The organism is Klebsiella sp. WP8-S18-ESBL-06 (assembly GCF_014169755.1).
Taxonomy (GTDB): domain Bacteria; phylum Pseudomonadota; class Gammaproteobacteria; order Enterobacterales; family Enterobacteriaceae; genus Kluyvera; species Kluyvera ascorbata_B.
This window is the reverse complement of record NZ_AP022256.1, coordinates 2002087-2016507: the sequence shown is the minus strand read 5'-3', so window position 1 is coordinate 2016507 and position 14421 is coordinate 2002087. Positions and strand designations below refer to the sequence as shown.

Below are 14421 nucleotides of genomic sequence, written 5' to 3'. Positions count from 1 at the left end.
CGCATTACGCGGGCTTTTCTGCTTTAGGGTTTAGGGTTTACGGCGCTTCCTGCAGCGCCACGCGCACAAAACCGTTATTTTGCGCCAGCAGCGCATGCGCCTTCCAGGCATCCATTCCCGTCAGCACCATCAGCACCGCCGTCTTGCAGTTGTGGTCGCAGCTTTCCAGCGCCGCTTTTGCCACCGTGCGCGTACAGCCGCCCGCCGCCATCACAATCGCTATCTGTCGTTCCGCCATTTGGGTTGTGTTATTGCGAATATCCACACGCATATTGCTATACACCCGCCCGGTACGCACGGCCAGTCCGGTGGTCAGCATATTGAGCACCATTTTCTGCGCCAAAATGGCTTTCGGATTGCCGTAACCGGCCACCACCTCGGACCCGGTTTGCGGCGCAATCACGATATCCGCCAGCTCCGTAGCCTCACTCTGCGGATTACGGGTGATCGCCGCCCTTGTCGCCCCCAGTGACCAGGCGTGGCGCATCGCCCCCCACAACCATGGCGTTTTGCCGCCAACGGTCAGCGCAATCAGCATATCCTTTTGCGTAAAGCCGATCGCCTGGAGATCCAGCACGCCACGGTTATAGTCCTGTGCGGCATCGCGCATATCGTGAAGCATCGCCAGCGCGCCGCCGGCAATCAGCCCCACCAGCGGGTGTTGCTCATCCGGCGCATATTCGCCAGCGGCCAGCACCGCATTGCGCCCGGAAGCGCCGGCGCCTATCAGCACCACCCGGCCGCCCAGGCCCAGGGTCACCACCGCCCGGTCGACCAGACGAGTAATATCGTCAAGCCAAGGGGTGACGGCCTCAGTAACCAGCTTATCTTCTTGATTGATAAGATTTAACATATCGCGGGTAGACAGTCGGTCAATCTCAGCCGTTGTTGAACTGCGTCTTTCGATGAGTGAACCGGCAAGCTTCATGCTCATAAATGGGCTCCTTATTATGGGTTCTTCAGCAATACTAAAGTGTTTCGTATGGAAAACGCTGCGAGAGCGGTCACAAAGAAAGGTTTGGAATTGTCAGGACGCGACGGCTTTATGAAATGGTATACATCGGCGATAATAGGTTTTTGCCGTTGATAATTGAAGGTTTTCATGCACGATATGCCGCAACCGCCGCCTCAGGGAAAGCGCCCCATAAAGCTCAGCACGCTGGTGACGCTAATGGTATGCAGCGTTATTGTTTGCGTCCTGCTGGTGGTATACGCCTTCTATTTCGTGCAAATCACTAAAGCAACGCGCACCGGTGTGGAAGATACCGCCTTTGCAATTGCCCGTACGCTTGCCGACTCGCCGGATATCAAGCGCGGGCTTAACGCGCCGCCGGGACAGAATATTATTCAGCCCATCGCTACCGCCGTGCAGCAGCGCAACGGGCTGCTTTACGCGGTGATCACCAATATGGACGCCGTGCGCTACTCGCATCCTAACCCGCAGCTCATTGGTCAGCACTTTATCGGTGCCGATCTGCAGCCCGCGTTAAAAGGCAAAGAAAACCTGTCGATTAACCACGGTGTTCTGGCGGAAGCCATGCGCGTCTTTACGCCCATTTATAACGATCGCCAGCAGCAAATTGGCGTCGCCATCGTCGGTATCTCGCTTAAAAAAGTGGATGAACAGATCGGCGCGGCACGCTGGAACGCCATTTGGTTTGTGCTCTTCAGCGCCGTGGTCGGCACGCTGGGCATCTGGGGACTGGTGCGGGTGCTCAAAAACATCCTGTTTGGCCTGGAACCTCACGAGATTTCGAGCCTCTTCGAACAGCGCCAGGCGATGCTGCAATCGCTGCGCGAAGGGGTTATCGCCGTGGATGCAAAGGGCCGGGTAACAATGATTAACCAGGCCGCGCGGCACATTCTTTTTTCACCGCAGGCCGTCGCGCTGGGCGCTGCTCAGCATGCCCCGCTGCTGGCTCATCTTAAAGACGTTCTCGCTAGCGGTACGGCCATCGCCGACCGTGAGATTGGCTGCAATGGCCGACTGCTGCTGTGCAATACCGTGCCAGTGCGCAATAACAAGCGGGTGATTGGCGCCATCAGTACCTTCCGCGACAAAACCGAAATCAGCCAGCTGATGCAGCGCATGGACGGGCTGGTCAACTACATTGACGCGCTGCGCACCCATTCTCACGAGTTTATGAATAAACTCCACGTGATCCTTGGGCTGCTGCATATGAAGCGCTACGACAAGCTTGAAGGGTATGTTCTGCAAACCGCGCAGAACTACCAGGCGGATATCGGCACGCTGCAGCGTAAGATCAAATCACCAATTATTGCCGGTTTCCTGCTGGGGAAAATGAATCGCGCGGGCGATGCAGGCATCACCCTGACGCTCGCCGATGAAAGCCTGGTACCGGATAACCCGAACGAAGAGCAGGTCGCGGTGCTGGTGACGGTACTCGGCAATCTGATAGAGAACGCTCTTGACGCGATGGCAGGCCTGGGCGAAGGCGAAATCAGCCTGCTGCTACACTACCAGAACGGCTGGCTTAGCGGCGAAGTGAGCGATGATGGCCCGGGCATAGAACCCGCGCAGATCGATGCGATATTCAATAAAGGATTTTCAACCAAGGGCGAGAACCGCGGCGTCGGGCTATTTCTGGCCCGCCAGCAGACGGAAAACCTCGGCGGAACGCTTTCCGTCGAATCGGAGCCTGGCGTGTTTACGCAATTTTTTGTACATATTCCGTGGGACAGCGAGAGGAACAGCGCGTGATTAATGTGTTAATAGTCGATGATGATGCCATGGTGGCCGATCTGAACCGTTGCTATATCGAGAGGGTTGACGGCTTTGCCTGCTGCGGTATCGCCTCTACGCTCCAGCAGGCGCGCGAGAAGATCATGGACGCCACGCTCGCCATCGACCTGATTCTGCTGGACGTCTACATGCAGCAGGACAACGGGCTGGATCTGCTGCCGGAAGTGCGCAACGCCGGGCGAGCGATTGACGTTATCATGATCTCCTCCGCCTCCGACGCCGCCACCGTTCAGACGTCGCTGCGCTATGGCGTCGTCGATTATCTGATTAAGCCTTTCCAGTTTCCGCGCTTTGAAGAAGCGCTGCTGAGCTGGCGTGAGAAAAAGCAGTTGATGGGGAGCCACGCGTACTATGAGCAGGCCGATGTCGACCGTCTGCTACACGGCGGATCGCCGGAGTTGGCGGACAGCAAGCGGCTGCCGAAAGGGTTAACGCCGCAAACGCTGCGTACCCTGTGCCAGTGGATTGACGCCCACCCTGAGACCGAGTTTTCCACCGACGATCTGGCGCAAGCGGTGAATATCTCACGCGTATCGTGTCGTAAATATCTGATTTGGCTTGCACAAATCAATATTCTCTTCACCAGCATTCACTATGGCGCCACCGGCCGCCCGGTCTACCGCTATCGGTTGCAGCCGGAACAGTCGGCGCTGCTTAAACAGTACTGCCAGTAAGGCGATACTCGCTGTCCAGCAGCGTAAAACGATAGTGGTGGGCTGACGACAGCACCACCTCTTTCGTCCTGGTAACGAAAATGGCTTCAATATCCGGCCTTGCCCGCAGGGCCGCGCAGCCTTTCTCCACCCCCATACCGTACATCAGCGTGGTCCAGATATCGCCGTCGATAGAATCGCTGCTGATGATGGTCACGCTGTCGAGTTCGTTATCCAGCGGATAGCCGGTGCGCGGGTCGAGGATATGATGATAGAGATGGCCATTATGCTCAAAAAAACGTTCATACACGCCGGATGTCACCACTGATTTATTCGCCACCTCGAGTGCACCAATCATCGCGCCAGCAGTGGAGAACGGTTTTTTTAGGCCGATGGACCAACCGCCTTCCGGTGAACCCAGCGTCTGTACGTTGCCGCCAAGGTTGATTAACCCCTGCGCGATGCCTTCTTTATGCAGATAGTCGCGCACGCGGTCGGCGATGTAGCCTTTAGCGATTGCGCCAAGGTCAATCTCCATGCCCGGCTGCGTCAGATAGACGCTCTCATCCGCATCGTTAAGGACAACTTGCCTGGGGTCGGTTAACGTCAGCAAACGCGCGATTTCGTCCGCCGGTGGCACGCTATCCCCACGAAACCCGATACGCCAGCGTTTGACCAGCGGCCCAATGGCCAGATTAAACGCGCTCTGCGGCAGCAGACTGGCGGCTTTGGCGCATTTGATCAGGGCGTAGACCGGGCTGCTGACGGCCACCGCATGTTGGCCGGCGGCGTGGTTAATGTCCATCACCTGCGACTGGGCGCGGTTTACGGTAAGTAAATCTTCGTATTGTTTGATCAGGCGAAAAACGCGGGAGGCCAGCGCCTCGTCGTGGGCGAAGAGTTTTAGCAGAATGGGCGAGCCCATCAGAACGGCGGAATAGCTGTAAACCCGGGTACTGTCTGACATCCCAATCCCCCTTCATGTAAGTTGAAATAGCCCGGCGTCGCTGCGCTCGGCCGGGCTACGGGACTCTGCCATCCGTTAATTATGCGGATTCAAGCATCGCCCAAGGCTGCTGCTGCGCGCGCATCGCGGCCTGATGGCCGGCGAGTGTGCCAAAAATAATAATATCAGCGACGGCGTTTCCGCCAATGCGGTTACCACCGTGAATACCGCCAACCACTTCACCCGCCGCGAACGCGCCAGGAATCACCTGTTTGTTCACGTTCAATACGCTGGTTTCAGTGTTGATGGTGACGCCGCCCATCGTGTGGTGAACGCCCGGCGCAATCTGAATGGCGTGGAACGGCCCTTCATTGATTGGCGCACGCAGCGCAGTTTTACGGCCAAACTCTTCGTCATCCTGTTTTTCTACCGCTGCGTTATAGCGGGTCAGCGTGTCGAGGAACGTCGCCTCGTCTAATCCCAGCTTCGCGGCCAGCTCGGCAGCGGTACTGGCGCTGGTGACCAGGCCTTTGGCGATGTATTCGTCTGCCGCTTTGTTTTTGGTGCGGACGTGTTCATCAAAGACGATATACGCGTAGTGCTCCGGCAGCGCGATAATGGCCGCCGAGACTTTATCGCGTGTTTCCATCTCATTAAAGAAACGGCTCCCTTTCTGATTGACCAGGATAGCGCCGCCGCCGCGGATGGATTCAGACACCAGGTAAGACGTTTTTTGCTCTACCGTCGGGTGAATCTGGATTTCACCCATATCCACCGTACCCGCGCCGATGCGTTCCAGCAGCGCAATACCACCGCCGGTCGCGCCTTTGTGGTTGGTGGTCACGAAGCCCGCCAGATCCGGACGGTATTTCACTACCATCTCGCTATTGGCGCTGAAGCCGCCGGTCGCCACGATAATGCTGCGCGTTGCAATGGTGATGTTTTCCTGTTCATCGGTCAGCAGACGCACCGCTGAAACTTCACCGCCGTCCATCACAATATCGACCACCGAAGTGTCGAGCATGACGTCAATCTGGCGTTTTGTGACGTTACGCACAAGACCGCTGATGAGATAGCCGCCAACGGCTGAACCGTCTTTCGGACGGTGAGTACGGTCAATGCTCATACCGCCGGTGGTGGTAATATCGTTCAGCATGATGCCACGGTCGGCCAGCCACTCGATCGCCTGCGGCGCGTTTTCGACAAAGCGGTGCAGCAGCGCTGGGTTGTTTTTGTTTTTGCCGCCTTTCAGCGTTTCTGCGTAGAACAGCGCCTTGCTGTCCTGAATGCCTTTCACGCGCTGGAAGCGGGTTTCCGCCGCGTTCATCCCGGCAGACGCTTTGATGGTATTCCCGCCAATAGTCGGCATTTTTTCGACAATCAACACGCTTGCGCCGTCGTCATGCGCCTGAATTGCCGCCGCGAGGCCCGCGCCGCCGCTGCCAACCACCACAACGTCATAGGCTTTCGGCGTTGCGTTGTCGCCCCCCTCTTCCGCCATCAGCGCTTTGCTGGATTTCACCATCGCTTTCGAGACGGCTTTTTTCACCGCTTCGCTCTGGCTGGTCGCGCCCGAAATAGCGTCGACGTGCGGGGTATTGGCATCAAGAATACGCGAACGGATCTCTTCAAAGCTGGTCACGAATTCAACGTCCTGATCGACACCGCCGGTCAGTTCGATATCGGCAATACGGTCGGTTTCCAGGCTAACGTTAATCACCAGTTCGCCGGCTTCATCCTGTACTTTTTCCACGAATACGCCCGGTTTAAATTTGGAAACCGTCATACTCATATCACGGATCATCGCTTCAACCAGCGAGAAGCGCCACAGCGGTTCCGGGATATTCAGCGCTTCGCGCTGGGTGCTATCAATAAACAGATCCAGCGTCTGGTCATCGGCAATACGGTCGGCCCAGTCTGGATAGGCAATGCAGGCGCGGCCGACGGCAACGAGGTCGTAACCGTGGTCCATGGCGCTATCAACGTCACTCGCATTCACCACGCCGCCTACGCCCATCACCGGCACCTGCGCCAGCGTTTCTGAACGCATCGCAACATATTTTTCAATCAGCGGGGTGGGGTCGTTGGTTTCAACAATCGACGGGCGCAGGGTGGCGCCGACGGAGAAGTGCAGGTAGTCCAGACCACGGGCGGCCAGTTTTTCCAGCAGATACAGCGTATCTTCAAAGCGGATCCCCGGCACTTCCATTTCTTCCGGCGAGAAACGATAGCCAATGATAAAGGCATCGTCGGCGTACTGACGGACCATTTTGTGGGTGATGTCGAGCACCGCCAGCGGGAACTTCGCGCGATTGTCGCGGCTACCGCCCCATTCATCATCGCGCTGGTTGGAGTTCGGCGAGTAAAACTGTTGGATCAAATAGGTATTGGCACCGTGCAATTCTACGCCGTCGAAACCGGCCTGAATGGCGCGGCGAACGGCGTCGCCAAATTTACCGATCATGCTTTCCACTTCTTGCGCCGTCAGCGCGACCGGCGTGGCGGCCCCCTCACGCGGCGCAGCCACGGCGCTAGGGCCCACCGGCGTACGACCGCCGATCAGTTTCGGATCGACCATGCGACCGCCGTGGTAGATTTGCAGCAGCGCTTTCGAACCTTTGGATTTGATCGCTTCAGCAATCTTTGCCAGCCCGGCAATTTTGTCGTCGCTGTCGATGCCGAGCGCACCCGGGAACGCCAGCCCCAAATCGTCCACAAAGCAGCACTCGATGATGATGGTACCGATACGTCCGGCGCGGGCGCGGTAGTACTCAATCAGTTCGCTGCTGACAGAACCGTCGTAATAACCCGAGCAGGTCGTCATGGGTGCCATAAACAGGCGGTTTTTCAGCTCGGTGCCGTTCGGCAAGGTAAAAGCGCTAAGTACGCGATGATCGTTGTTCATACGAGTAAACTCCAAACTTTAAAATTAAAATCTCAGAATTTGGGATCGGGCTGTATTTGAGTTATTTGTTATGCCGATATCATGCTATTAATATAGCGATAATTTTAGTTACTAAAGCTATTACGTTAGTTATAAAACTATTTAATCCCACCAATAACACCAATACCCCCATAGTGTTACCAATTAAATTATATTTTATTCACAATTTTTTAATAAATATCAATAAACACATAACTTAAAAACCAGTGGACAAACCAGTGACACCTACAAATAAAAACACTTAAAATCAATTAGTTAAATTACAAAAACATCATTAACTCACCTTAAAAATAAACCATTAAATATGTTTTACCCGTCAAATAACCTATAATTCAACAGGGTTATTTTGATTCGCATAAAAATAACACCATGATTGTCTTTTTTTGATCGCGATCAATTGTAATGGCCTTCAAAAGCGCATTATATGAATATAAGAATTTTTCACGTTGGCGCTAAATAAAATAGCGCTAACGACCTATACTCAAAATTGCCTGCAGTACTTTTGAAATCTAAATAAAGTAAAAAAACTAAAAAAAGCAGAGCGGCAGTTTTTGCGAATCGAATTATTAACTACTTATAGAAGCGTAATATGAACGAGAAATCTGCGACATCGCCCTCGCCAACACCGGTGAGTAAACCGAAAGACGGGAAGAAAAACCGTCTCGTGATGATGGCACTGCCAATTATCGTGGCCGTGCTGTTGCTCTTTGTCCCCGTGCCTGATGGTCTGCCACCGTACGCCTGGCACTATTTCGCTATCTTCGTCGGCGTCATCGTCGGCCTGATCTTCGAACCGCTGCCGGGTGCCGTGATTGGTTTGACCGGCGTGGTCGCCATCGCACTGTGCAGCCAGTGGGTGCTTTTCAGCCCGGACCAGTTGGCCGATCCGAAATTCAAGCTTGCTGGTGCCTCCTTTAAATGGGCGGTCAGCGGTTTCGGGAACTCCACCGTATGGCTGATTTTCGGCGCCTTCATGTTCGCCGCAGGCTATGATAAAACCCGCTTCGGCCGCCGCCTGGCGCTGATTCTGGTCAAATATCTTGGCCGTCGCAGCCTGACGCTTGGTTACGCCATCACCCTGGCAGACCTGCTGCTGGCACCGTTCACGCCGTCCAATACCGCGCGCAGCGGCGGGACCATCTATCCGATTATCGCCAACCTGCCGCCGCTGTACGGTTCAAAACCCAACGATCCCAGCGCTCGTAAAATTGGTTCTTATCTGATGTGGGTGGCGATTACCGCAGCCTGTATCACCAGCTCAATGTTCTTGTCCGCTCTGGCACCTAACCTGCTGGCGCTGGCGCTGGTGAAAAGTATCGTCGGCATTAACATTTCCTGGGGCACCTGGTTCATCGCCTTCCTGCCGCTGGGCGTGCTGCTGATCCTCACCATGCCGCTGCTGGCCTACTGGTTCTACCCACCGGAAGTGAAGGTTAACGATGAAGTGCCGCTGTGGGCCTCTCGTGAACTGGAAAAACTGGGCAAACTGTCACGCAATGAAATTCTGCTGCTGGTCTTCGTATGCTGTGCGCTGATGATGTGGATCTTCGCCGCCGCGTGGATTGAGCCGGCCATGGCCGCTCTGCTGATTATCGGCCTGATGCTGTGGACAGGCGTACTGGAGTGGAACGACATTACCGGCAACAAAGCCGCCTGGAACACCTTTGTCTGGTTTGCCACCCTCGTCGCGCTGGCCGACGGTCTCTCCTCTACCGGCTTTATCGGCTGGCTGGGTAAAGAAGGCGGCATGCTGATGAGCGGCATCTCGCCGGGCGTCGCGACCATCGTCCTGCTGCTGGCGTTCTACCTGCTGCATTACCTGTTTGCCAGCACCACCGCGCACACCACCGCGCTGCTGCCTGCGATGCTGACCATCGCCTCCACGATCCCTGGCATGAATATGGAAGTCTTCGTGCTGCTGATGGTGACCTCGCTGGGTATCATGGGGATCATCACCCCGTACGGTACCGGCCCCAGCCCGATTTATTACGGCAGCGGCTACCTGCCAACCAAAGATTACTGGCGCCTCGGCACCATCTTTGGCGGCATCTTCCTGGCGGCCCTGCTGCTTATCGGCTACCCGTGGATGTCTATGATGTTCTGATTCATAACCGTCGGTGGGCAACCTCCGGCGGTTTTATTTTTATGGAGTGAAGAGCTATGTCAAACAAACCTTTTGTCTACCAGGACCCCTTCCCGCTGTCGCACGACGATACCGAATACTACCTGCTGAGCCGTGAACACGTTTCCGTGGCCGAATTTGACGGCCAGGAAGTGCTGAAAGTTGCCCCCGAAGCGCTGACCCTGCTGGCTCAACAGGCGTTCCACGACGCGGCGTTTATGCTGCGCCCGTCGCACCAGAAACAGGTCGCCGCCATTCTTAACGACCCGGAAGCCAGCGAGAACGATAAATACGTCGCGCTGCAGTTCCTGCGCAACTCCGAAATCGCCGCAAAAGGTATTCTGCCAACCTGTCAGGACACCGGCACCGCGATCATCATGGGCAAAAAAGGCCAGCGCGTCTGGACCGGCGGCGGCGACGAAGCTGCGCTGTCCCAGGGCGTGTACAACACCTATATCTCAGACAACCTGCGCTATTCACAGAATGCCGCGCTGGATATGTATAAAGAAGTCAACACCGGCACCAACCTGCCGGCGCAGATCGACCTCTACAGCGTTGACGGCGACGAGTACAAATTCCTGTGCATCGCCAAAGGCGGCGGCTCAGCCAACAAAACCTATCTGTATCAGGAAACCAAAGCGCTGATCACCCCGGCGAAGCTGAAAAACTACCTCGTCGAGAAAATGCGCACCCTCGGCACGGCAGCCTGCCCGCCCTACCACATTGCGTTTGTCATCGGCGGCACGTCCGCAGAATCCACGCTGAAAACCGTCAAGCTGGCCTCCACCCGCTACTACGACGGTTTACCAACCGAAGGTAACGAGCACGGTCAGGCGTTTCGCGACGTGAAGCTGGAACAAGAGCTGATGGAAGAAGCCCGTAACCTCGGCCTCGGCGCGCAGTTTGGCGGCAAATACTTTGCCCACGACATTCGCGTGATTCGTCTGCCGCGTCACGGCGCGTCCTGCCCAATCGGCATGGGCGTCTCCTGCTCTGCCGACCGTAATATCAAAGCGAAAATCAACCGCGACGGCATCTGGATTGAAAAAATGGAGCACAATCCGGGGCAGTACATCCCGGAAGCGCTGCGCCAGCAGGGTGAAGGCAATGCGGTCAGCATTAACCTCAACCAGCCGATGAGCGACATTTTAGCCCAGCTTTCTGCGCATCCGGTGTCTACCCGCCTGTCGCTTAACGGCACCATCATTGTTGCCCGCGATATCGCACACGCGAAGCTTAAAGAACTGCTTGATAACGGCGAAGACCTGCCGCAGTACGTGAAAGACCATCCGATCTACTATGCGGGTCCGGCGAAAACACCGGAAGGCTATGCCTCCGGCTCCCTGGGCCCAACCACCGCGGGCCGTATGGACTCGTATGTCGATCTGCTTCAGTCTCACGGCGCAAGCATGGTGATGCTGGCCAAAGGCAACCGCAGCCAGCAGGTGACCGACGCCTGCCACAAACACGGCGGTTTCTACCTGGGCAGCATCGGCGGCCCGGCAGCGGTACTGGCGCAAACCAGCATTAAGAGTCTGGAATGCGTGGCCTATCCTGAGCTGGGCATGGAAGCTATCTGGAAAATTGAAGTCGAAAACTTCCCGGCCTTTATCCTGGTGGATGATAAAGGCAACGACTTCTTCCAGCAGATTCAGAATAAACAGTGCGCAGGTTGCGCTCAGCGATAAGCAACACAGCCTCGATTAAGGGGCTGTCGTGTTCTGCTCAACAATCACAGCCCGCCGACGACACATCATGTACGTCGGCGGGCTGTTTCGAATACAAAGCTAGCCATAAGCCACTCAGCACGCATTACCCTCCTCCAGCCTCGATAATGCCTCCGTTCGGGAATATTTCCCCCTCAGGGTGAAAAATGCGATCTCATCACTTTTGTATAGTAAACAAAATATCTACACTGTGCCCCATATTCATTTCAACCGATGACGGGGAATCAACATGAGACTAGGGCTGGATATTGGCGGTACAAAAATTGAGGCGGTGATACTGGACGAGCACGGCGAAGCCATATACCGCCAGCGTTACGCGACGCCAAAGCAGCATTACGAGGAATTCTTACAGGCGGTAATAACCGCCGTTCACGATGCGCAGGCCAACGCACGGCAACCGCTTACCGTCGGGCTGGGAATACCTGGCGCAGCAGGCCGCGATGGGCTTATCAAAAACTCAAATATTCTGGTGCTCAACCAGCAGCCGTTTGTGCAGCACCTGACGCAGCGTCTTGAGATGCCGGTCGCCGTCACCAATGACGCCAACTGCTTTACCCTCTCTGAAGCAATCGACGGCGCGGGCAAAGGCTATGGCGTGGTCTTCGGCGTGATCTTAGGCACCGGCTGCGGCGGCGGGCTATGCGTTGACGGCCGCCTTATTAGCGGGCCAAACGCCTGCGCGGGCGAATGGGGGCACAACGTCCTGCCACACTACCAGCCGCAAAAAGACGGTGCCAGCGACGTTTGCTACTGCGGGCAAACCAACTGTATCGAGAGTTTCATTTCCGGTAGCGGCCTGCAGCGACAGTATTTTCAGAAATTTAGTAAACATGATAAAGTGCCGGATATTATTTCTCAGATGAATGCTGGAAATACGGCGATTGGTCAGCTGTGGGATCGCTATCAGGATCAGGTGGCGCGCTCGCTGGCGGGGATCGTGAACACGCTTGACCCGGATGCCATTGTCCTTGGCGGTGGAGTGTCCAATATTCCGCAGCTGTATACGGGCTTGCAGGAACGCATTGCGCAATACGTATTTGGCAAACAGTGCTGTACCCCTGTCGTTCAGGCGCGCCACGGCGACAGCAGCGGCGTACGCGGTGCAGCCTGGCTCGGAGCGCAGCCGCACTAAATAACGTTGGGAGACAGATGGCTAAAGCAGTCAGAATTCGCGATATCGCCGCCGCGTGCGGCGTTTCCCCCGGGGCGGTGTCCCGGGCGTTGAAAGGTCAGCCAGGCCTGCGGGAAGAGACCCGGCAGCGGATCATCGCCGCTGCCGAGCAGCACGGGTATGATTTCTCGCGTTTACGCAGCGACAAAATCAAACGTGTGCTGTTTTTACTGCACCGTCAGCACAACATCAGCCGCGCTCTGCCGTTCTACTCGCCGCTATTTCTGAGCCTTGAAGCGCAATGCCGCGAACAGGACATTGCCCTCAGCTTCCTCGCCACCGGCCCCGGCGACCCGCTGGCCGAGCAGGTTGTGCGTCATCAGCCCGACGCGATGATCTGCGCCGGTTTTTTTGAGCCTGAGCTGCTGGCGATGCTGGAACAGCTGAAACTGCCGCTGGTGTTGGTCGATCTGTGGTCTCCCGGCCTCCCCTGCATCAATCCGGACAATGTACAGGGCGGCTATCTCGCTACTCGTCATCTGTTGGCACAAGGGCGTCAGCGCATTGCATTCCTTGCCAGCACGCTCGCCCACTACAGCATTCGCCAGCGCGAGCAAGGCTATCGCCAGGCGCTGTACGAAGCCCGTCGTCTCATGCCGCCGGAGTACGAAGCCATCGCCCTTCCGCAGCTTGATACCGAGCAGGCGCTGGTATGCGCCATAAACGGACTGTTCGATCTTGCCGAGCCGCCGGACGCCATTTTCGCCTACAACGATGCCACTGCGCTGCTGGTCCTTCGGGTTTGCGCCGAACGCGGTCTGCGGGTGCCGGAAGACGTCGCGCTGGTGGGGTTTGATGATATTGAACCTGCCGCCTGGTCGCAGCCGCCGCTCACCACGGTGGCCGTCGACAAGCAGCAGCTCGGCCGCGAAGCGCTTAACGTGCTGCTGGCCGAGCGCAAGGAGGCAAGCGTGCTGCTGCCGGTGTCGCTGGTGATACGCGCCAGTTCAGGCGCGCGAAATGCTTAAAGCGCGCGCCAGATAAGTAACGCAATGCCGCCGAACAGCAGCCATTTCACGATATAGTAGACCGTTTTATTCCATTTTTTCAGCCGTTTACCAACAATTCGGATCTGGTAAATATAGCGAAAACTGCGGTTAATACCGCCTATACGGTCGCCGGTGTCATTCGGCGCGGCGGCCGCGCTCATCAGGTTGCGCCCCAGCCAATGGTTCACCTTCTGCGCCCACCCGTAGCGCATCGGCCGCTCGATATCGCAAAACAGGATCAGGCGATTCTCACCACTGGTATTTTCCGCATAGTGAATATAGGTTTCATCAAACAGCACACCCTCTCCATCTCGCCAGCTGTAACGTTCCCCATCAACCTCAATAAAGCAGCGATCATCGTTAGGCGTTAACAGCCCAAGATGGAAACGCAACGATCCGGCATACGGGTCACGGTGGCGCGGCAGCCGGCTGCCATCAGGTAGCGTGGCGAACATCGCCGCCTTCACGGAAGGAATACCGCGCAGCAGTTCGGTCGTTTTCGGGCACAGGGCGCTGGCCGAGGGATGCGCCTCTTCATACCACTTCAGGTAAAAACGCTTCCAGCCGGTTTTAAAAAACGAATTAAAGCCCGCGTCATTGTATTTTTCCGCCGCTTTAATCTGCTCAAGATTTTGCAGGTGCAGCCCTTCATCACGAATGACCTGCCAGTGCTGTTTCAGCACCGCGAGCTCGGGAAAGGCATCGGGGCGCAGATACGGCTGGTTAGGCACACGGGAAAAAAGATACATAAAACCGTTCAACGGCGCGGTGAACGTGGAGTGATCGGAAAGCTGACGCCAGAAACGAAAACGAACCTTCCCTCTGAGATGCACGTACAGTACAGAAACTATAATTATCAGCAGAATGACATACTTCATGTTGCCTCACCCGACCATTGGTTGTTTTTTACACATTTCGTATGATGGCCTCTGTATCACGGAAAGCAGCGGCTAAAAAATCTTAGCAAAGAAATACCGCGCTGCACGCGATGCCAGCATAATCGGCTTACATTCTGTGCATTCATGCAAATTTCTTTGTCATGCCACTCATGACATAAGCTAATACTCAAATGTTGTATCTATGTCCATTTTTACCTCTATAAGGA

At 55.8% G+C, this 14421-nt stretch carries 10 protein-coding genes; 6 read left to right on the top strand and 4 right to left on the bottom strand.

Features of this window, described 5'->3' with window-relative positions:
• Positions 1-37 precede the first annotated feature (37 nt).
• The gene (locus H7R76_RS09440; RefSeq protein ID WP_182967601.1) at positions 38-934 is read right to left on the bottom strand and encodes an N-acetylmuramic acid 6-phosphate etherase; all 897 of its coding nucleotides are present in this window, start codon (positions 932-934) and stop codon (positions 38-40) included.
• A 168-nt stretch (positions 935-1102) separates the two neighbouring features.
• On the opposite strand from H7R76_RS09440, the gene H7R76_RS09435 reads away from it, so the two are divergent.
• Positions 1103-2722 (top strand): sensor histidine kinase, encoded by a 1620-nt coding sequence (locus H7R76_RS09435; protein WP_182967599.1) that lies wholly within the window; start codon positions 1103-1105, stop codon positions 2720-2722.
• Positions 2719-3438 carry a two-component system response regulator DcuR gene (dcuR, locus tag H7R76_RS09430; RefSeq protein ID WP_106929987.1) on the top strand — a complete coding sequence of 240 codons (720 nt, stop codon included), beginning with the start codon at positions 2719-2721 and terminating at the stop codon, positions 3436-3438. The genes H7R76_RS09435 and dcuR overlap by 4 nt, the downstream gene beginning before the upstream one ends.
• Here dcuR and H7R76_RS09425 read toward each other — a convergent pair.
• A complete protein-coding gene (locus tag H7R76_RS09425) occupies positions 3419-4384 on the bottom strand; it encodes an FAD:protein FMN transferase (RefSeq protein WP_106929989.1) in 966 nt (321 codons plus the stop codon). The two genes, dcuR and H7R76_RS09425, sit on opposite strands and share 20 nt — an antisense overlap.
• 79 nt (positions 4385-4463) lie before the next feature.
• Positions 4464-7268, bottom strand: a complete 2805-nt coding sequence (locus tag H7R76_RS09420) for a flavocytochrome c (RefSeq protein WP_182967597.1) — start codon at positions 7266-7268, stop codon at positions 4464-4466.
• A 628-nt stretch (positions 7269-7896) separates the two neighbouring features.
• On the opposite strand from H7R76_RS09420, the gene H7R76_RS09415 reads away from it, so the two are divergent.
• From H7R76_RS09415 to H7R76_RS09400, 4 genes are all read left to right on the top strand, one after another.
• Positions 7897-9411 (top strand): anion permease, encoded by a 1515-nt coding sequence (locus H7R76_RS09415; RefSeq protein WP_187143850.1) that lies wholly within the window; start codon positions 7897-7899, stop codon positions 9409-9411.
• 56 nt (positions 9412-9467) lie between these two features.
• Entirely contained in the window at positions 9468-11117 is a 1650-nt protein-coding gene (fumA, locus tag H7R76_RS09410; protein WP_106929993.1) for a class I fumarate hydratase FumA, read from the top strand.
• A 268-nt stretch (positions 11118-11385) separates the two neighbouring features.
• Positions 11386-12288 carry an ROK family protein gene (locus H7R76_RS09405; protein ID WP_106929995.1) on the top strand — a complete coding sequence of 301 codons (903 nt, stop codon included), beginning with the start codon at positions 11386-11388 and terminating at the stop codon, positions 12286-12288.
• 17 nt (positions 12289-12305) lie between these two features.
• A complete protein-coding gene (locus tag H7R76_RS09400) occupies positions 12306-13295 on the top strand; it encodes a LacI family DNA-binding transcriptional regulator (RefSeq protein ID WP_182967595.1) in 990 nt (329 codons plus the stop codon).
• Here H7R76_RS09400 and lpxO read toward each other — a convergent pair.
• Positions 13292-14194, bottom strand: a complete 903-nt coding sequence (lpxO, locus tag H7R76_RS09395; protein WP_106929999.1) for a lipid A hydroxylase LpxO — start codon at positions 14192-14194, stop codon at positions 13292-13294. The two genes, H7R76_RS09400 and lpxO, sit on opposite strands and share 4 nt — an antisense overlap.
• Positions 14195-14421: the final 227 nt, after the last annotated feature.

Excerpts from the sequence above, each read along its gene's own strand:
- H7R76_RS09440 (WP_182967601.1), bottom strand. The coding sequence starts at position 934 with ATGAGCATGAAGCTTGCCGGTTCACTCATCGAAAGACGCAGTTCAACA.
- H7R76_RS09435 (WP_182967599.1), top strand. The coding sequence starts at position 1,103 with ATGCACGATATGCCGCAACCGCCGCCTCAGGGAAAGCGCCCCATAAAG.
- H7R76_RS09425 (WP_106929989.1), bottom strand. The coding sequence starts at position 4,384 with ATGTCAGACAGTACCCGGGTTTACAGCTATTCCGCCGTTCTGATGGGC.
- H7R76_RS09420 (WP_182967597.1), bottom strand. The coding sequence starts at position 7,268 with ATGAACAACGATCATCGCGTACTTAGCGCTTTTACCTTGCCGAACGGC.
- H7R76_RS09415 (WP_187143850.1), top strand. The coding sequence starts at position 7,897 with ATGAACGAGAAATCTGCGACATCGCCCTCGCCAACACCGGTGAGTAAA.
- fumA (WP_106929993.1), top strand. The coding sequence starts at position 9,468 with ATGTCAAACAAACCTTTTGTCTACCAGGACCCCTTCCCGCTGTCGCAC.
- H7R76_RS09405 (WP_106929995.1), top strand. The coding sequence starts at position 11,386 with ATGAGACTAGGGCTGGATATTGGCGGTACAAAAATTGAGGCGGTGATA.
- H7R76_RS09400 (WP_182967595.1), top strand. The coding sequence starts at position 12,306 with ATGGCTAAAGCAGTCAGAATTCGCGATATCGCCGCCGCGTGCGGCGTT.
- lpxO (WP_106929999.1), bottom strand. The coding sequence starts at position 14,194 with ATGAAGTATGTCATTCTGCTGATAATTATAGTTTCTGTACTGTACGTG.